This is a genomic window from Luteibacter aegosomaticola, assembly GCF_023078475.1.
Taxonomy (GTDB): Bacteria; Pseudomonadota; Gammaproteobacteria; order Xanthomonadales; family Rhodanobacteraceae; genus Luteibacter; species Luteibacter aegosomaticola.
In genome coordinates this window covers 284,439-302,930 of record NZ_CP095741.1, presented here as the reverse complement: position 1 = coordinate 302,930, position 18,492 = coordinate 284,439, and the positions used below count along the sequence as shown (strand labels likewise).

Genomic DNA, 18,492 nt, shown 5'->3' with positions numbered 1-18,492 from the left:
GTGAGCGTCGAGCAGGAGCGCGACAAGGCCGCCGCCACCCGCGCACGCGAAAATGTCTTTGCCGGCATCGCGATCGATCGCATGGCGGAACGCCGCGACGATCGCCTGTGGGTGGAAGAAACCGAGCGCGCGCCCTCTACGCGGTTCCTCGTACTCGATACAGAAGGGCAGGCGTTCGTTACCGCGGATGCCGATGCGCCGCACTGGATGCTCCCCGCCATGCGCGACGAGCGCTTCGGCGATGTCCCCTCGACCTTGCTGGGACTGGCTGACGGCCGCGCGTGGTTCACGCTGGTACTCGATGAAGCCCACGCGGAGCTCTACGCAGGGATGACCGGTGCGCGGCGCATGTCGTTGCGTGACGCGGGCCTGCTCTTCGAAGCGTTCGAGGCGGGGCTCTTCGCCTTCGCCAAGGGCGTCACGCATTGGCAGCGGCAGACGCGCTTCTGCACCCTGTGTGGTTCACCGACCATCGTGGTCGCGGCGGGCCACCGCGTGCAGTGCACGAATCCGGATGGCGCTCACCTGCATTTCCCCCGTACGGACGCGGCCATCATCGTCATCGTCGAACACGGCGATGCGTGCCTGCTTGGCCGCCAACGCGGCTGGCCGGCGGGTCGCTATTCCACGCTCGCTGGTTTCATCGAACCGGGCGAGTCGCTCGAAGATGCGGTGAAGCGCGAGGTACGCGAGGAATCCGGCGTGGAGGTACTGCACGCCACGTACCACTCCTCGCAGCCCTGGCCCCTGCCCGCCTCGCTCATGGTGGGCTTTACCGCCGTGGCGGCATCCCGCGACATCCGCCTGCGCGACGACGAGCTGGAAGATGCGCGCTGGTTCACGGTGGATGACATCGTGCAGGGCATGGCTTCCGGCACGCTGGGCGTCCCGCCACCGCTCTCCGTGTCATACCGGCTCATCGAGCATTGGCTGGGCCTGCGCGGCGTCAGCCTGGCCGAACTGATCGCTAGCGCGCCCAAGCGGTAAGCGTTCGCCTACAATCGGGTCAACGTCCCGTTGATCGCGCTCTTGCCATGGCCTTACGACTGCTCGCCGTCCTCATCGCCCTCGTCATTGCCTGGAGCGTGCCGCAGCTGGCGCGCTGGCGCGACGACCGCTGGTTTCGCAGCTGGGTGAACCGCCTTGGCGATATTTCCGGCAGCGGCCGCGTTGCCGTCGTGCTCATCGTCCCGGCCATCGCGTGCGCGATCGTCGCAGGGATTCTTTACGCCCTGCCCCTGTTCGACCTCGCCTGGCTGCTCTTCGCCGTCGTGGTCCTGGTGTATAGCCTTGGACCGCGCGAAATCGAGAGCGATATCGATGCCATTACGCGGGCTACCGACACCCTCCGCCGGGACGAAGCCGTCGCCCGCCTTCAGGTCGACGCCGACCCGCTGCCGTGGTTCGCGCCGGCGCTGGTCGAAGCCGCCTTCTACGCCGCCCTGCGTCGCCGTTTCGGCGTGCTGCTGTGGTTCTTCCTGCTCGGCCCGGCCGGTGCCCTCGGCTACCGCCTCGCCCAGACCCTCGGCCGTGATGCGTCCGTCGCACTGGATGCCGAGGCCCGCACCACCGCCCAGCGCGTGGCCGATGCGCTGGACTGGATCCCGGCGCACCTGATGGTATTCGCCATGGCCCTCGTCTCCGACTTCGACGCCGTCATGGGCGCATGGCGGTTCTGGCACAAGCAGTCCGGCAGCCCGCGCTCGCGGCTCGACCCGGATTTCCTCGGCGCTGTCGCCCGCGCGGGCGTGGATGCGGACGTGGAAGCCGGCGATGGCTATGCGCAGGATGTGAGCGACCCCATCGCGGAGCTTGAAGATGCCCGCCGCGTTATCCGGCGCGTGCTAGTGGTATGGCTTGCCGTTGTCGCGGTGGTGGTACTGGCCGCTTGGTTTGCCTGATCGACGCGTAGGCGGATGCCTACGGAACACGTAGGCATAGTGAGGTGTTTAGCGGGTACATCGCTGACGCGGTGACGAGCGATAGCACGTCACCATGGCGATTCCCCCACATGCCAAGGAAAGGCAAACATGCAACTTCGATCATTGGCCTTCGCCATCGCGACGGGCCTGGCACTCACTGCGCACGCCGCACCACAGAGCATTCCCCCGGAAACCACCAGCGCCGTACGCTTCCTTCGGCTAGCTGACGTGCCTACGGCACTTGCCTCGACGGGACGCGATCCCACGCGGTGGGAGACCACCGTGGATCTCCACGGACTGACGTATGCCGAGGCCGCACGCCTGCGCAGCCCGGTGATCGCCTGGATCGCCAACGCATCGCTAGCCGACACCGAGGTGCGCTCGCTGGCGAGCGAGGCGATCCGCCATGGCCTCGGCGTACTCATCACACTGCAGGCCGGTGAAGCGCGTCGTGATGCCTCTACGTTCGGGATCGGCGCGAGGGGGAATACCGCGCTGTACCACCGTGGGGCCGACGGCATACTTGATGTGCTCACACTGGCGGACCACGTTCCGGATATGGCGGCAGCGATGCGCCTCTGGCCAGCGCCGGCGCGCGTTACCCGGCAGGCGGCTTCGATACAGCAAGCGGACACCATCCAGGCAGCCATCCCCGACGAAGTGCCCCATGTGCAGTTCCGCATCCACCCGGAGAGCGCGAACGGCAGCAGCGTGGCGCACCACGTTACCGTGCTCCGTGACGTGACCACGTCGCGCGATGAGAAAGTCGTGATCGTCAAGGCCCGCGTGGAGGCGGTGCCGGCGGAGAACGGCGTTTCCGATCGCAGCCTCAGCCACTACGAATCGGACGGTGCCGGTGACGTCCTGACCATCCCCGATAGCTTTACCGCACGCACCATCATTGGCTGGGACAGCAATAACGAAGCACCCGACGTGCGCCTCGAGCGCGTCATCCCCGATGACTCGCCCGATGTGAACCGCATAGTCGAAAAATCGAGTGGCGTGAGCACATCGTATGGAGTGAGCTCTTCATCGACCGCCGAAGATACCCTCAAGGGACTAGGCATCTCCGCCATCGGCAAGGTACCCCTGCAGTTTTCGCTCGACCGGACCTACAACGACACAACGAGCGTATCCATGGTCACGCAGTCGTATTACACGGCGCAGTCCGAAGAGGATCTCGGTAAAGCACACGGGGCCGCGTGGCGCTTCCGCCTCGCCAACGACATCGCAGGCGACGCAAGCTATTTCAACACGCCTGGCGCCTATACCGTCGATACGTCAAAGACCACGCCCATGATGCGCAAGGCGTCCACGGAGCTTCTATCGGTGTGGCGCGTGCCGGGCGATTTCGAAGGCCGCCTGTGGATCGGGTCAAGCGCATCGGTGGAGAACCGCCGCTATTCGCACAACCGTTCCTGGGGTACCCGCCTGGACCCCAGTTCCGACACGACGCCCGATGGTGACCCGCCGCACTGGTGGTTCTGGACACGCGGTGAAGATCCCTACGCTGATTTGCGCCGGGTGCCAGCACAGCCCGCCCAGGTCTTTTCCATCGATCTGGATTCTCCGTACCTGACCTCATCGCCGACGGTGCTGATTCAGTCCAGCAGTGGCGCCGGTGATTGCCTGATGCAGGTGACCGCCGATGCACAAGGCGGAACCCTCGCCATGGCACCCTGCGACGCGGCGGAGGGCAACCGTGCGCAGCAATGGAACATGGACAAGGAAGGCCGCTACCGCAACCGTGTAAGCCAGCAATGCCTGGACCGCAGCCCTGAGGGCAAGGCGGCCACGGCACCCTGCACGTTACGGCTCAGCCAACGCTGGCGCTGGGCAGCGGATCGCGTGATGGCCATGACCGATGGCGGGACCATGCAACGTCTCGAGCTGCGCGATGGCACCGCCATGGTGTCGTTCGACCCCGCGCGCCACGATGCCGTGGTCCTCAACGCCCATAACGCACTGCTTCCACCCTGGAACAACTACCCGCTGAAGCCGGCGCCAGGCAGCACCATCCCCACGCTGACCACCGAAGCCCCGCCCGTGCCTGAGTCGTACTACGAGTACCGCGAGGTACCTTCCGCCGAGCGCTGGCTGACCATTCCGCTACGCCGTTCCATCCAGTAAGCCGAAAGGCCGCCGGCATGGTCACCGGCGGCCCCTCGTCAGGCGCTATCGCCGCGTAGTTCGCTCACCCTCGCCTCCAGCACGGCAGCATTGGCAACGCCGACGGGCAGCGCCGCGCCACCGACCAGTTCAATGCGTGACCAGAACCGCCGCGGCAGGCGCGCGCGGCGTAATGCGCCATCACGCCGGCTGAAAATGCTCCCCCACATGCCGCGAAGGGCCACGGGCACCACCGGCACCGGGCGTCGCGCAAGGATACGATCGATGCCGGGCCGGAAGGCGGCGATCGCACCATCGCGCGTGAGGCCGCCCTCAGGGAAGATGCAGACCACTTCGCCGGCCGCCAGTGCCTCGTCGATCTGCTCGAACGCCTTCTCCATCAACGCCGCGTCTTCGTTGCGGCCCGCGATGGGAATGGCCTTCGCCGTCCGGAAAATGAAGTTCAGCACCGGAATATTGAAGATCTTGTAATACATCACGAACCGCATGGGCCGGCGCACGCATGCCATCAGGATCAGTGGATCCATGAAGCTCACATGGTTACAGACAACCACCGCCGCCCCTTCGTCCGGCACGTTGTTCAGCCCATCGACGCGCACGCGATACAGCGTATTCACCACGACCCAGGTCATGAAGCGCATCATGAATTCGGGTACGAGCGTGAAGATGTACACGGCCACGGCGATGTTCACGACGCCCGTCACGAGGAAGATGGTCGGCGTATCCAGCCCCATGGCCGTAAGACCAATGCCGAAACCGGACGCGATACAGATCAGCAGCGCATTGACGATGTTATTGCCCGCGATGATGCGCGACAGGCGATCGCGCGGGGCGCGGCTCTGCACGAACGCGAAAAGCGGCACGACGTAGAAGCCGGCGAACGCGCCGATCAACGTAAGGTCCATGGCCGCGCGCCACGCCCCGGGCACCGACAGGAACGCACTCCACGTCAGGGATGCTCCAGCCGTCACGGCTGGCCGCGCGAAGTAAAGATCGATCGCGAACACAGTGAGGCCGAAAGCGCCCATCGGTACGAGACCGATTTCCACGCGCTTGCGTGAGAGCTTTTCGCAAAGCAGCGACCCGACGCCCGTGCCGAGGGAGAACAGGGTCAGCACCAGCGTATTCACCGAACCATCGCCGCCCAGGACGTGGCGCGTGTAGTTCGGTAGCTGCGCGATCATGACCGTGCCGAAGAACCAGAACCACGAAATACCCAGCACGGCGTTGAACACTGCGCGGTCCTCATGGGTCAGCTTGAGCACGCGCCATGTTTCGGAGAGCGGATTCCAGTTGAACCGGAGATCGGGTGCCGTCGCAGGCGCGGCAGGGATGGTGCGACACGCCAGATAGCCCGCGATGGCAATCACGATCGTAGCGGCCGATGCCGCCGTCGTGCCGTAGCCGGCAATCAGCATCAGCGAGTTACCGACGATCATGCCGATCAACATGGCCAGCTGCGTGCCCGTTTCCACCAGCGCATTGCCACCGACCAGCTCACTGCGCTCCAGCGCCTGCGGCAGGATCGAATACTTGATGGGCCCGAACACCGTGGAGTGCACGCCCATGAGGAAAAGGACGAGCAGAAGCAGCGAGATGTGGTGGGTATGGAAACCGATCGCCGCAATCGCCATCGCGGCGATCTCAAAGAGCTTCACGAACCGGATAATGCGCGTCTTCTCGAACTTCTCCGCAAGCTGGCCGGCCGTTGCGGAGAAGAGAAAGTACGGGAGGATGAACAGCGCGGGAGCCAGGTTCGTATACAACGACACCTGGCTATCCGGCAGCGCCATCTGGAAAGCCACCAGCATGACCATCGCGTTGCGGAACGCGTTGTCGTTGAACGCGCCCAGCGCCTGGGTCCAGAAGAACGGCGCGAAGCGGCGTTTGCCGAGCAGGGAAAACTGAGACATTCCGTTGGCTATCCTGGCAGTGTGGCCGCAGTGTAGCCGAGCGGTGTTACCCGCGTGCTAGCGCCCTGTGTGCAATGTCGTGGCGGAAAAAGGCATCCGCGAACGTGACCTTTTCCAGCGCGGCATAAGCCCGGGCGCGCGCTTCGACCAGATCATGACCAAGCGCGCAGACCGTAAGGACGCGGCCACCAGCGCTCACGGGGCGCCCCTCGCCATCGGTGGCGGTACCTGCGTGGAAGACCTTCACATCGGCCCCGAAATCGGTGTCGGCACCGGTGATCACATCGCCGGCGCGAACCTTGCCCGGGTAGCCGCCAGCGGCAAGCACCACACCCAACGACGGGCGGGGATCCCACTGCGCCTGGACACGGCCGACATCGCCATCGAGCGCCGCTTCGATCAGGTCGACCAGGTCGGACTGCAGGCGCAGCATGATGGGCTGGGTTTCCGGATCGCCGAAGCGCACGTTGAACTCGATGACCTTGGGCGCACCGGCCTTGTCGATCATGAGCCCGGCGTAGAGGAAGCCGGTGAACGGGGCGCCATCGGCCGCCATGCCCGCGAGCGTCGGCTCGATGACCTCGCGCATGACGCGGGTGGAGACCTCATCGGTCACCACCGGCGCCGGCGAGTACGCGCCCATGCCGCCGGTGTTCGGGCCCTGGTCGCCGTCGTCGCGGCGCTTGTGGTCCTGGCTGGTGGCCATCGGCAGCGCGCGCGTGCCATCGGCGATCACGATGAAGCTGGCTTCCTCGCCTTCGAGGAACTCCTCGATGACGACGCGCGACGAGGCATCACCGAACGCCTTGCCGCCGAGCATGTCGTTCAGGGCTTCCTCGGCCTCGGCCAGGGTCATCGCAACGACCACGCCCTTACCGGCGGCCAGGCCATCGGCCTTGATCACGATGGGCGCGCCCTTCTCGCGCACGTGCGCCAGCGCCGGCTCGAGATCGGTGAATACGGCGTAGTGCGCCGTGGGGATCGCGTGGCGGGCCAGGAAATCCTTGGCGAAGGCCTTGCTGCCTTCCAGCTGGGCGGCCGCGGCACGCGGGCCGAAGCAGCGCAGGCCTTCGGCGGTGAAACGATCGACGACACCGGCGACGAGCGGCACTTCCGGGCCGACGACCGTAAGGCCCACGCCTTCGGCCTTGGCCAGGGCGACGAGGCCGTCGAGGTCGGTGACCGCGACGGGAACGTTACGCAGGCCCGGCTCGGTGGCCGTGCCGGCGTTACCCGGGGCCACGATGACCTCGTCGACGCGCGGCGACTGGCCGAGCTTCCAGGCCAGGGCGTGTTCGCGGCCGCCGCTACCGATGACGAGGACTTTCATGGGGATCTCCGGTTCGTGGACCGGCGATTGTAACCCGGCCTAGTGGCGGACCAGCGCCAGCAGCGCGCCACGCGGCAGTTTGCCCGTCTCATTACGCGGCAGCGCCTCCACGACGCGCAGCGGGCGCGGCAGGAAGACCGGATCCATGGCGACGCGCAGCGCGGCCAGCACGGCCTCCGCCGTGAGCCCTGGGGCGACCACCAGGCCGGCGATGCGGCGCACGCCGAAGGCATCCGGCTCATCGAGCTGGAACAGCACGCCGTCCTTTACGCCCTCGATGGCGAGCAGGCGGCGGTTGAGATCACCCAGCGAGGCGCGCTTGCCCGCGATCTCGAGCAAATCGGTGTTGCGGCCACACAGGCGGAACCGGCGGCCTTCCCCGTGCAGCGTGACGATATCGGCCAGGGCCATCGGCTCGGCGAGCTGGGGGGCGTCGACCAGCGTGCCGTCCGGCTGCGAGTGCAGCGTGACGCCGTCATAGAGCGACCACTCCTCCTCCACCGCGGTCCGCCGACTGGCGAACACGCAGGTTTCGGTCGAGCCGAACATTTCGCAAAGCGGTGCGCCAAAGAGACGCTCGGCCTCGGTCGCGAGCTCCACGGGCATCGGCGCGGTGGCCGAAACGAAGGCCGCCAGCGAGGGAAGTTGTACGCCGGACTCCACGAGGGCGCGGAGATGCACCGGCGTGGTGACCAGCACGCGCGGCTCGGGCATCGAGGCCAGTGCGCTGGCGATATCGGCGGGGAAGAACGGCCGGCCGGCGTGGATGCTGACCTCGGACATCAGCGGCATGACCACCGACATCTCCATGCCGTACATGTGCTGCGGTGGCACCGTGGCGACGACATCGAACGGGCCACCGATGACCCGTTCCAGCATGCCGATGTTGCCCAGGTTGCTGGCGTGGAAGCTGCCCCAGGTCTTGATGTTCGGCTTCGGTTTGCCGGTCGAACCCGAGGTGTAACCAATGGCCACCACGGCATCGGCCGATACCTGGGGCACATCGCCATAGGCAGGGGCCACGTCGCCCAGCTCCGGGATACGCAGGTAGCCGGCAGGCGCCGGATCGAGCGCCAGTTCACCGATGGCGTAGCAACCCGGGTGGTTGCCCATCACTTCATCGACCGCATGCGGCGCGCGCGAGGGAGGCAGCAGGTTCACCTGACCGCGCAGCACGAGCGCCGTAAGCGAAACGAGGAAGGCATAACGGTCTTCGCAGAGGTTTACCGCGCCGACGGCCTCGGGCAGGAGCGCGGCCACCTGGCGAACGTGCGCCAGGAAGGTCGCGGCCGTGACCGCCTGGCCATCGCGCCAGGCCACCGTGCGTGACGGTGCGCCGGCCAGCAAGGGCAGCATCGGTGCGCTTTCGCGCGCGGAGCGTTCGTAAACAAGCGACACGTGGTGTTACCCCCTTCCTTTAGGCGCGGATGATCGCGCCGGTCAGGGCGTCGCGAATCACGGTAGGCCGATCCAGGCCACCCAACGGCGCGTCGAGCGCGGCCGGCAGGCGTCCTTCGAAATAGCGTTGCAGCGTGGCGACATCGCGCGCGGGCGGCTCACCGTGCGGGTTCGCACTGGTCGAGACCAGCGGCGCGCCAAACGCGCGGCACAGGGCGGCGGCAGGCTCGTGCGAGGTCACGCGCAGGGCGATGCCGGCGTGCGCGCCAGCGACCCAATCAGGAACCTTCGCACTGCGCGGGAAAACCCAGGTATTCGGACCCGGCCATGTCGCATGGACCTGGGCCATGACCGCTTCCGGCACGGCGGCGAGATCGATGTACGGTTCCACCTGGGCGAAATCCGCGGCGATCAGCAGGACCCCCTGCGTCGCCGGGCGCTCTTTCAACGCGAAGAGCCGCTCGAACGCCGCCTGGTCGTGCGGATCGCAACCGAGGCCGTACACCGCCTCGGTCGGATACGCGAGCACACCGCCCTCGCGCAGGAGCGCGGCCGCCGCGTCGACGCTGGCCAGGTCGAACAGCCGCACGTCAGGCCGCCGGCGTCTTCTTTGCCGCGGCCTTCTTGGCGGCGGTTTTGGTGGCGGTCTTCTTCGTCGCAGCCTTCTTTGCCGTCGACGTCTTGGCCGCGGCCTTCTTCACGGCCGTCTTCTTCGCCGTGGTTTTCTTCGCGGCCGCTTTCTTCGTCGCCGTCTTCTTGACCGCCGCCTTCTTCGCGGCCGGCGCCTTCTTGACGGCGGCCTTCTTGGTCGCGGTCTTCTTGGCAGCCTTGCCACCGCGCGGCTTCTTCACCGGCGCCGCAGCGAGCAGTTCGACGCACTCGGCTTCGGTCAGCGTCTTCGGCTCGCGATCCTTCGGAATGCGGGCGTTCTTTTCGCCATCGGTGATGTACGGCCCGTAGCGGCCGTTCAGCACCTGGATGCCGTTGCCAAAGTCGAGGATGGTGCGGTTGGCGATCGCCTCGAGCTTCTCCTGCACCAGCTGCAGGGCGCGCGGGAGTTCGATCGTGTACGGATCGTCTTCCGCCTTGAGCGACGCGTAGATGCTGCCCTGCTTCACGAACGGGCCAAAGCGGCCGATGCCCACGGTGACGTCTTCGTCGGCCTCGGACTTGCCGAGGTTGCGCGGCAGCTTGAACAGCTCCATCGCCTCGTCGAGGGTGATGGTGTGCATGCTCTGGCCGGGGCGCAGGCTGGCGTAGGTGGGCTTGTCCTCGTCGTCCTTGGTGCCGATCTGCGCGTAGGCGCCGTAACGGCCCAGGCGCACCGAGACGGGCTTGCCCGTCTTCGGGTCGGCGCCGAGTTCGCGCGCGCCCGTGGCTTCGCTGCGGTCGACGCTTTCGGTCTTGTCATCCACCAGGGTCTTGAACGGCTGCCAGAAGCGCTCGAGCAGCGGCACCCATTGCTCCTCGCCACGGCTCACCGCGTCGAGTTCATCCTCGAGACGGGCGGTGAAATCGTAATCGACGTACTGGGTGAAGTGCCCCGACAGGAACTGGCTGACCGCGCGGCCCACGTCCGTGGGGCGGAAACGACGGCTATCGAGCATGACGTACTCACGGCTGATCAGCACCTGGATGATGCTGGCATACGTGGACGGACGGCCAATGCCGTATTCCTCGAGCGCCTTCACCAGGCTCGCTTCGGAGTAGCGCGGCGGCGGCTCGGTGAAGTGCTGGTCGGCGACGATGGCGGAGACCGGCACGCGATCGCCCGTGGCCAGGCGCGGCAGGCGGCGGTTCTCGTCGTCGTCTTCGTTCTTCTGATCCTTGCCTTCCTCGTAGACGGCGAGGAAACCCGGATCGATGACCGTGGTACCGGTGGAACGGAAACCCGAATCGCCGACCGGGAACTCCACCGAGACGGTGTTCATGGTGGCGTGGATCATCTGGCAGGCGACGGTGCGCTTCCAGATCAGTTCGTAGAGCTTGCGCTGGTCGTCGTTGAGGAACGACGCGACGCTGCGCGGAATACGCATGGCCGAGGTGGGGCGCACCGCCTCATGCGCTTCCTGGGCGTTCTTCGACTTGGACTTGTAGACCTGCACGGCGTCGGGCAGCGCGCCCTTGCCATATTCGCGCCCGATCAGGTCGCGAAGCTCGGCAACGGCATCGTCGGACAGGGCGACCGAGTCCGTACGCATGTAGGTGATAAGGCCGACATTACCCTCGCTGCCCAGCGAGACGCCCTCGTAGAGGCCCTGCGCGACGCGCATGGTGCGGCTGGTGGAGAAGCCCAGCTTGCGCGCGGCCTCCTGCTGCAGCGTGGAGGTGGTGAACGGCGGAGCCGGGCGGCGCTTGCGCTCGCGGCTGGTGACGTCGCCCACGGTGAACTGGCCGGCGGCCGCCTTGTCCAGGGCGGCGCGCGCCTTGTGGGCGTCGGCTTCGTTGGTGAGATCGAACTGCTCGAACTTCTTGCCATCCAGCTTGACCAACCGAGCGTCGAACGCGCCATCGGCGTGGGTCAGGTTGGCCTGGATCGTCCAGTATTCGCGCGCCTTGAAGGCTTCGATCTCGAGCTCGCGCTCGACGATCATGCGCAGGGCGGGCGACTGCACGCGGCCAGCGCTAAGGCCACGCTGCACCTTGCGCCACAGCACCGGCGAGAGGTTGAAGCCGACCAGGTAATCCAGCGCGCGGCGCGCCTGCTGGGCATCGACCAGGTCGTGGGAGAGCTTGCGCGGGTTGGCCACGGCCTCCTTGATGGCCTTCGGCGTGATCTCGCTGAAGACGACGCGCTGGACATCCTTGCCCTCGAGCAAGCCGCGCTCCTTCAGGATCTCGCTGATGTGCCAGGAGATGGCCTCGCCTTCGCGGTCCAAGTCGGTCGCGAGATAGATGCTGCTGGCCTTGCTGGCCGCCTTGGCAATGGCATCGACGTGTTTCTCGTTGCGGTCGATGACCTCGTAGGCCATGGCGAAGCCGTGGTCCGGATCGACCGCACCCTCCTTCGGCCGCAGGTCACGCACGTGACCATACGAAGCCAGCACCTGGAAATCGGTGCCCAGGTACTTGTTGATCGTCTTGGCCTTGGCCGGCGATTCGACGATGAGGAGGTTCTTTGCCATGCGTTCGCTATTCCGAAATCCGCTAGAGCAAGTGAACCCTAGCCGGTGTCTATATTTAGTTGGAAACACACCCTCGTGTTGCCTGTCAAGCGGCGATTAACGCACCACCCGCTGGTACCGGTTCCCCGGAAGGCTAGCAATCTCGCCCTCCAGCTCCAGCATCAACAGCATCGAAGACAAGGCACCCGGGGAGAGGGCCGTGCTGCCCACAAGGGCGTCCAAAAGGACGGGATCGTAACCCATGGCGTCGAGGAGGCGGCGATATTCCTCATCGTCCCGCCAATCGAAGGGCCCTTTTTGCCGCTTTGGCGCCCCGGGTTGGGGCTCAAGCGCCAGCCGGGCCCGGAGATCGGCGGCCAGCTCGAGGGCGGCCGGGCCGAGGGCCGCCAGAATCTCATCGCTGCGCTGGACGAGCCGCGCCCCATCGGCGATGAGCGAGTGGCAGCCTTCGGCCAGGGGGTTATGAATCGAGCCCGGCATGGCAAAGACCTCGCGCCCCAGCTCGCCCGCCTGGCGAGCCGTGATCAGGGATCCCGACTTCAGGCCCGCCTCGACGACCAGGACGCCCAGGCTGAGACCGGCGATGATCCGGTTGCGCATCGGGAAGTTCATCGCCCGAGAGGGCGTTCCCGGCGCGAATTCGCTAACGATGGCGCCCTGTTCGGCGATTCGCCGGGCAAGCGCATGGTGCTTGCTGGGGTATACGACATCGGGACCGGTACCGATCACCGCGATGGTGGGCTCCCCCGCATCGAGAGCGCCGGCGTGGGCCACCCCGTCGACTCCATCGGCGAGGCCGCTGGTCACCAGCAGGCCGCCCGTGGCCAGCTCGCTGGCGAAGCGCCTGGCCGTCGCCAGCCCCGGCGCCTGCGCGCGCCGGGCGCCCACGATGCCGATCTGGGGGCGTAGCAGCAGCGCGGCATCACCCTTGACGAAGAGCGCCGCTGGCGCGTCGGAGAGCCCTTCCAGCTGCGGCGGGAAGTCCTCGTCGGTGCAGCGGAGCAGGCGCTGGTCGCTGCCCTGCAGCCACGCCATATCGCGCGCCAGGGCAGCCTCGTCCGGCGCGGCCAGCCAGGCGCGCGTATCGGCGGGTAAGCCCTCGGCGTGGCGCTGCAGCCAGTCGACGAAGCCCGAAGCCCCGCCGCGCAGGGCCAGGCCCTCGCGGAGGCGCCGGCCGCCAAAGCCAGGGGTACGGATCAGGAGGAGCCAGTCGCGGAGTTCAGAGTCGGTCATGCGCACAGTCTAGGCGGCGTCCGGCAGGCGTGTGCCCGCCATGCGTTGTCAGCGAAGGCCCATAAAAAAGGGAGGCCGAAGCCTCCCTTTCAACCCACGTGGTCGTGCGCCTTATTCCGGCAGCACGAGCTTGTCGCCGCGGCGGACGGGGCGCAGCGCGTCCATCACGAGGGCGTAGCTAACGTGGTCGAACGTCTTGAAGACCATGAGGTGGCCACCGAACTCGTCCGGCAAGGTCGCCGAACGCGAGGTGCCGCGACGGTTGTAGTTGCCGCTGACCTCGTCGGTGATCGTTTCGCCCTGGCTCATCACGGTGAACGTGGTGCCGTTATCGATGCCCTCTGCCGAACCGGCGGAAATCGAGACCACCTGGTGGCGGCCGACGCCGTAGCGGGCTTCCGTCAGGCCGATGATGCGCGGATCCGTCGGCATGGCCTTCGGGGCATGCGGGTAGAAATACGGGTCGTACGGCTTGTCGTCGACGGGCATGAAACGATCGCCCTTGCGGATTTCCAGCGTGGAATCCACGACCACGAGGCTGGTGATGTCACCGTTGGTGGCGAGCACCTCCGCCGTTCCGATGACCGACACCTCGACGCCCGCATCCTTGCCGGTACCGTTGTGGGTATCGTGCAGGGTGTCTTCGCGCCACGGGCTCGGGGCCATCGAGACGTCGCTATCGAGGTCGTCGGCCACGAAGGAGCCATGGCTCGGCTCGTTCAGGGCATCCAGGTTCCCCGTGTCCTCGCCATGGTCGCGGAACCGATGGGTCGGGCGCACGATCGCCCAGCGCTGGCCGGGGGTCGCGCTATTGAGATCACGGGCATACACCTTGTTGCCCGGTACACCACGCAGGGCGGCTTCTTCGAAACCGACCACGTAAGGGGCGCTCTCGACGCTATCGGCGTCCATCACGCGCATTTCCTTCAGGAACGTGCGCAGTTCGGACAGCGGGATGGCCGGGATGGCGTCTTCTTCGGTGCGGATGCGCGGCTGCAGGCCCACGCGCGGGGCGCCGCCGAACATGCTGAGGTTCAGCACATCGCCCGGATAGATCAGGTGCGGGTTGCGAACCTGCGGGTTGGCCTGCCAGATTTCCGGCCAAAGCCACGGTTTGCTAAGGAATTTCGCAGAAATGTCCCAAAGCGTGTCGCCCTTGCGGACCGTGTAGGTATCCGGCGCATTCGGGCGCAACTGGGCCGCTGCCGCATAGACAGCCACAGTGAAAAACATGCCGCCGAGCAGCATGGCGAACTTCTTGATCATGGCGGGTTTTCCCCCTTCCCCGGTTCTGTCGCGAGTGTAACCGAATCGTTAACGGGCACAATATCTGACCACGCTCGCCGGGCCCTCGGCGTCAGCGTAGAATGTGTGGGCATCCTACAGGGTCGAAGCGCTTGGTTTTCGCCGACTTGCCCGCAATTTTCCGGGCATGGCGCGCCTTCCCGGCCCGCAACCGTTCAAGGTGACACCGTGTCCACCCTTACCATCCTCGAATTCCCCGATCCGCGCCTGCGCACCGTCGCCGCGCCCGTGACCACGTTCGACGCCGAGCTCAAGCAGTTCGTCGCCGACATGTACGAGACCATGTACGCCGCCAACGGCGTCGGCCTCGCCGCGACGCAGGTAAACGTGCACAAGCGCGTGCTCGTCGCCGACATGAGCGAGGGCGGCGACCACCCGATGGTCCTGATCAACGCCGAGATCCTCGAAAAGGACGGGCAGCAGGTCTACCAGGAAGGCTGCCTGTCGTTCCCGGGCATTTATGCCGACGTCACCCGCGCCCTCAAGGTGAAGGTGAAGGCCAACGATGTGGATGGCAACGAAATCATCGTGGAAGCCGAAGGTCCGCTGGCCGTCTGCATCCAGCACGAGATGGATCACCTTGCCGGCAAGGTCTTCGTGGATTACCTCTCGCCGCTCAAGCGCAGCATGCTGCTGAAGCGGATGGAAAAGCAGCGGAAGGCCAGCGCCTGATCCATGGCAGCCCGTCCCTTGCGCGTGGTGTTCGCGGGCACCCCGGAGTTTTCCGTCCCCTGCCTTGAAGCCTGCCGTGCCTCCGGCGCGGAGGTCGTCGCCGTCTACACCCAGCCCGACCGGCCCGCCGGCCGCGGGCGGAAGCTGGCGGCTAGTCCGGTGAAGGAAGCCGCCCTGGCGGCGGGCATCCCGGTGGAACAACCGGAATCCTTCAAGGCGGAAGCCGACCGAGCGCGGCTCGCCGCCTACGCGCCCGACCTGATGGTGGTCGTGGCCTACGGCTTGATCCTGCCCCGCAAAGTGCTGGCCATTCCGGGCCTCGGCTGCTGGAACGTCCACGCTTCGCTGTTGCCGCGCTGGCGCGGTGCCGCGCCGATCCAGCGGGCAATCCTCGCGGGCGATGCGGAGAGCGGCGTCGATCTGATGCAGATGGAAGCGGGCCTCGACACTGGCCCGGTGCTTATCGAGCGTCGCACCCCGATCACCGGCGAAGACACGGGCGGCAGCCTGCACGATCGTCTTTCCGCCCTGGGTGCCGATGCGCTGGCCGAAGGCCTCCGCCGCACCATGGCTGGCGAAACGCTGGTCGCGCAGCCACAGGCCGACGAGGGCGTCGCATACGCCCACAAGCTCGACAAAGCCGAGGCACGCCTGGATTTCAGCCAGCCCGCCGATGCCCTGGCACGCAAGGTCCGTGCTTTCGACCCCTGGCCGGTCGCCGAGGGCGATGTCGCCGGTGAGCGCCTTCGCATCTGGGCCGCACATGCCATCGAAGGCAAGCCTGGCGCCGAGCCGGGCACCGTGCTGGCGGCAACACGCGCGGGCATCGATATCGCTTGCGCGGAAGGTGCGCTGCGCCTCACTGCCATCCAGCGCGCTGGCGGTCGGCGCATCGGCGCTGCGGATTACCTCAATGCCCGCCCGGAGCTGAAGCAGGCGCTTTCGTGAGCAAGCCGCCATCGGTTCGGGCGCTCGCCGCTGAAGCGCTCGCAAGCATCGCCCTGTCGGGCCACTCGCTACGCGAAGCAGCCGACCGCGCGATGCCCAAGCTGGCGGATCCGCGCGACCGCGCCCTGCTTACCGCCCTGCTTAACGAAGGCGCCCGATGGTGGCCTCGGTTCGACGCCGCGCTCGATCGCCTGCTCGACAAACCGATCCGGCGTAACGAACCGGTGATCCACGCTCTGCTCGTCACCGGCCTGGTGCAGCTGGAAACCCTGGAAATGCCCGGCTATGCCGCCGTCGCCGCCACGGTCGAAGCCGCGCGCGAACTCCGCCGGCCGCGCCTTGCCGGGCTGGTGAACGCCGTGTTGCGCCGCTGGCAGCGTGAGCGCGAGTCCCTCAACGCTGCGCTCGATGCCGCACCGGCGACCCGCCACGCCCATCCGGCGTGGCTCGCCAAGGCGATCGCACGCGACTGGCCCGGTCAGGCCGAGGCGATCATGGCGGCCGCCAACCAGGAGCCCCCGCTTATGCTGCGGGTGAACCGCCGCCGCGCCACGCGCGAAGCGGTCGCCGCGGCGCTTGCCTCGGCAGGCCAGGAGGTCACGCTCCATCCCTGGCTCGCCGACGGCCTGGTCCTGCCTCACAGCACCGACGTCACCCGTCTGCCCGGCTTCGCCGAAGGCCACTTTGCCGTCCAGGATGGCGCGGCTCAGGTGCCCGCCGATCTCCTGGATGCCCGGCGCGATCAGCGCATCCTCGATGCGTGCGCTGCTCCCGGCGGCAAGGCCTGTCACGTGCTGGAGCGCGCCGATGTGTCGTTGCTGGCCGTGGAATTCGAAGCGGCCCGCGCGACACGTATCCGCCAGAACCTGGAACGGTTACACCTGAAGGCCGAGATCACCGTGGCCGATGCGGGCGACAGCGCGGCGTGGTGGGATGGCCAGCCGTTCGACCGGATCATGATCGATGCGCCCTGCTCGGCGACCGGCGTCATTCGCCGCCGTCCCGACGTGCGCCTGCACCGGCGTGCGGCTGATATCGATGCGCTGGTGGCTCAGCAGTCCCGCATCCTCGCGGCCTGCTGGGAGACGCTGGCCCCGGGCGGGCGCCTGCTCTACGTCACCTGCTCGCTGCTTCGCCAGGAAAACGAAGGCGTGGTCGGCGCGTTCGCCGCCGGTCGCGATGACCTGACGATCGTGCCGTTCACCTTGCCGGTGGGCCAGGCGGCCGCGATCGGCTGGCAGGTATTGCCGGGCGACGGCGACCTCGACGGGATGTATTACGCCCTGCTCGAGAGAAGGCCGGCGTAAGCCTGCTCCGTGGCATCCACGAAGTGTTCCAGGCCAAACGCAGCTTCCGCGTGCTGACGGGCGGCATGACCCATCGCCGGGAGCGTGGCACGCTTCGCCCACAGGCCACGCAGCGCCGCCGCGATAGCCTCACGGTTGCGCGCGGGCACCACCCAGCCATCGACATCCTGGCGGATGTTCTCGGGTAGCCCCGCGTAGTCACTGACGAGAACCGGCTTACCCATCGCCATCATTTCCCTGCAGGCGAACGAGATCGTCTCCACGTCCCACGACAGGACGAAACCCGCATCAAGGCAGGCGACCATGGGCCGCACGTCGTCCAGCCGCCCCGTGAAGTGGACGAGGTGGGCAATACCCAGCGACTCGATATGGGCCAGATCTTCCGCGCCCGGCAACCCGCCCGCCAGTACGACGCGGAAGCGCTCGCGCTCGCCGGGATCCAGCAGCGCCAGCGCGTCGATGAGATCCATCCAGCCCTTGTAGCGTGCCGTGCCGGCGTTGCTTCCGATCAACAGGGCGGCACCTTCACCGGCGGGCGCCAGCCAGGTCGCGCGCTCCGGCGGTGCGGGTGATACGGGCGCAAACCGATGAATATCAACGCCATTGAACACGGTGGCGAGATGGCAACGCGCATACGGCGAGCCCTCGAGCTGGCGCCGCACATACTCACACACGGCAATGACCATGTCCGTGCCGAACCGGGCGCGCCAGGCATGGCCGAGACCGGTCATGGGCTTGGAGTTGTGCTTGGTGAGGACGATGGCGGGGCGACGGCGGAGGCCGCGGACGGCCGCCATGACGAGCCGGTGGTCGGCCGAACCATTCACATGGACGATGTCGACCTCGTGCTCGCGCAGCCAGCCGGCCAGGTGGCGCAGCGCACGTCGGCGTGCGGCGAGCTTGCCAAGGCCATTCGGAAACGGCTGATCGACCACGGTCACGCCATCCAGCGCCTGCGCCTCACGATGGAGGCGGCTTCCCGGAGGAGCGGCCACGGCTACGGTGTGCCGCCCCGCCAGCCCTCGCGCCAGCGCGACCACATAGGTGGTGTGGCCGCCGCCGTCGCCAGCGTGGAAGTTCGTAAACAGGACCTTCATGCCCGACCTTTGCGGTAACTGAATTGCGGCCGGACCACCGTGCACTCACGGAGCGGCATTCCCGATCCGGTAAAGTACCATGGCTTGCGGGCCCGGCCCGCAGGGCTATCCA

14 protein-coding genes are annotated in these 18,492 nt (G+C 66.9%); 6 read left to right on the top strand and 8 right to left on the bottom strand.

The features are described from left to right. The 3 genes from nudC (at position 1) to L2Y96_RS01335 (ending at position 4,052) form a co-directional block, all read left to right on the top strand. Positions 1 to 987: an NAD(+) diphosphatase gene (nudC, locus tag L2Y96_RS01345; RefSeq protein WP_247331296.1), complete on the top strand. Its 987-nt coding sequence runs from the start codon at positions 1 to 3 to the stop codon at positions 985 to 987. A gap of 47 nt (positions 988 to 1,034) precedes the next feature. Continuing rightward, positions 1,035 to 1,901, top strand: a complete 867-nt coding sequence (locus tag L2Y96_RS01340; protein ID WP_247331295.1) for a cobalamin biosynthesis protein — start codon at positions 1,035 to 1,037, stop codon at positions 1,899 to 1,901. A 129-nt stretch (positions 1,902 to 2,030) separates the two neighbouring features. Then, positions 2,031 to 4,052 (top strand): RICIN domain-containing protein, encoded by a 2,022-nt coding sequence (locus L2Y96_RS01335; RefSeq protein ID WP_247331293.1) that lies wholly within the window; start codon positions 2,031 to 2,033, stop codon positions 4,050 to 4,052. Positions 4,053 to 4,090: 38 nt separating this feature from the next. On the opposite strand, the gene L2Y96_RS01330 is transcribed toward L2Y96_RS01335, so the two are convergent. From L2Y96_RS01330 to L2Y96_RS01300, 7 genes are all read right to left on the bottom strand, one after another. Further along, positions 4,091 to 5,965 carry an MFS transporter gene (locus tag L2Y96_RS01330; protein WP_247331291.1) on the bottom strand — a complete coding sequence of 625 codons (1,875 nt, stop codon included), beginning with the start codon at positions 5,963 to 5,965 and terminating at the stop codon, positions 4,091 to 4,093. Positions 5,966 to 6,011: 46 nt separating this feature from the next. After that, positions 6,012 to 7,295, bottom strand: coding sequence for a phosphoribosylamine--glycine ligase (purD, locus tag L2Y96_RS01325; RefSeq protein ID WP_247331290.1), 1,284 nt, complete (start codon positions 7,293 to 7,295; stop codon positions 6,012 to 6,014). A 39-nt stretch (positions 7,296 to 7,334) separates the two neighbouring features. Further along, entirely contained in the window at positions 7,335 to 8,693 is a 1,359-nt protein-coding gene (locus L2Y96_RS01320; RefSeq protein WP_283248858.1) for an AMP-binding protein, read from the bottom strand. A 19-nt stretch (positions 8,694 to 8,712) separates the two neighbouring features. Beyond that, positions 8,713 to 9,276 carry an L-threonylcarbamoyladenylate synthase type 1 TsaC gene (tsaC, locus tag L2Y96_RS01315; protein ID WP_425492638.1) on the bottom strand — a complete coding sequence of 188 codons (564 nt, stop codon included), beginning with the start codon at positions 9,274 to 9,276 and terminating at the stop codon, positions 8,713 to 8,715. Positions 9,277 to 9,283: 7 nt separating this feature from the next. Further along, entirely contained in the window at positions 9,284 to 11,818 is a 2,535-nt protein-coding gene (locus L2Y96_RS01310) for a DNA topoisomerase I (protein WP_247331286.1), read from the bottom strand. Between the two features lie 96 nt (positions 11,819 to 11,914). Continuing rightward, positions 11,915 to 13,051: a DNA-processing protein DprA gene (dprA, locus tag L2Y96_RS01305; RefSeq protein WP_247331284.1), complete on the bottom strand. Its 1,137-nt coding sequence runs from the start codon at positions 13,049 to 13,051 to the stop codon at positions 11,915 to 11,917. A gap of 111 nt (positions 13,052 to 13,162) precedes the next feature. Continuing rightward, positions 13,163 to 14,317, bottom strand: a complete 1,155-nt coding sequence (locus tag L2Y96_RS01300; RefSeq protein ID WP_247331283.1) for a LysM peptidoglycan-binding domain-containing protein — start codon at positions 14,315 to 14,317, stop codon at positions 13,163 to 13,165. Positions 14,318 to 14,524: 207 nt separating this feature from the next. On the opposite strand from L2Y96_RS01300, the gene def reads away from it, so the two are divergent. Genes def through rsmB form a run of 3 tightly spaced genes read left to right on the top strand, consistent with a single transcriptional unit; the run spans position 14,525 to position 17,283 of the window. Beyond that, positions 14,525 to 15,028: a peptide deformylase gene (gene def / locus L2Y96_RS01295; protein WP_247331281.1), complete on the top strand. Its 504-nt coding sequence runs from the start codon at positions 14,525 to 14,527 to the stop codon at positions 15,026 to 15,028. Between the two features lie 18 nt (positions 15,029 to 15,046). Next, positions 15,047 to 15,976: a methionyl-tRNA formyltransferase gene (fmt, locus tag L2Y96_RS01290; RefSeq protein ID WP_247337232.1), complete on the top strand. Its 930-nt coding sequence runs from the start codon at positions 15,047 to 15,049 to the stop codon at positions 15,974 to 15,976. After that, complete coding sequence (gene rsmB, locus L2Y96_RS01285) at positions 15,973 to 17,283, top strand: 16S rRNA (cytosine(967)-C(5))-methyltransferase RsmB (protein ID WP_247331280.1); 1,311 nt, start codon at positions 15,973 to 15,975, stop codon at positions 17,281 to 17,283. Before fmt ends, rsmB begins: the two co-directional genes overlap by 4 nt. Here rsmB and L2Y96_RS01280 read toward each other — a convergent pair. Further along, positions 17,253 to 18,380, bottom strand: coding sequence for a glycosyltransferase (locus L2Y96_RS01280; RefSeq protein ID WP_247331278.1), 1,128 nt, complete (start codon positions 18,378 to 18,380; stop codon positions 17,253 to 17,255). The genes rsmB and L2Y96_RS01280 overlap by 31 nt on opposite strands. Positions 18,381 to 18,492: the final 112 nt, after the last annotated feature.

Excerpts from the sequence above, each read along its gene's own strand:
- dprA (WP_247331284.1), bottom strand. The coding sequence starts at position 13,051 with ATGACCGACTCTGAACTCCGCGACTGGCTCCTCCTGATCCGTACCCCT.
- L2Y96_RS01335 (WP_247331293.1), top strand. The coding sequence starts at position 2,031 with ATGCAACTTCGATCATTGGCCTTCGCCATCGCGACGGGCCTGGCACTC.
- L2Y96_RS01340 (WP_247331295.1), top strand. The coding sequence starts at position 1,035 with ATGGCCTTACGACTGCTCGCCGTCCTCATCGCCCTCGTCATTGCCTGG.
- purD (WP_247331290.1), bottom strand. The coding sequence starts at position 7,295 with ATGAAAGTCCTCGTCATCGGTAGCGGCGGCCGCGAACACGCCCTGGCC.
- L2Y96_RS01300 (WP_247331283.1), bottom strand. The coding sequence starts at position 14,317 with ATGATCAAGAAGTTCGCCATGCTGCTCGGCGGCATGTTTTTCACTGTG.
- L2Y96_RS01310 (WP_247331286.1), bottom strand. The coding sequence starts at position 11,818 with ATGGCAAAGAACCTCCTCATCGTCGAATCGCCGGCCAAGGCCAAGACG.
- L2Y96_RS01280 (WP_247331278.1), bottom strand. The coding sequence starts at position 18,380 with ATGAAGGTCCTGTTTACGAACTTCCACGCTGGCGACGGCGGCGGCCAC.
- L2Y96_RS01330 (WP_247331291.1), bottom strand. The coding sequence starts at position 5,965 with ATGTCTCAGTTTTCCCTGCTCGGCAAACGCCGCTTCGCGCCGTTCTTC.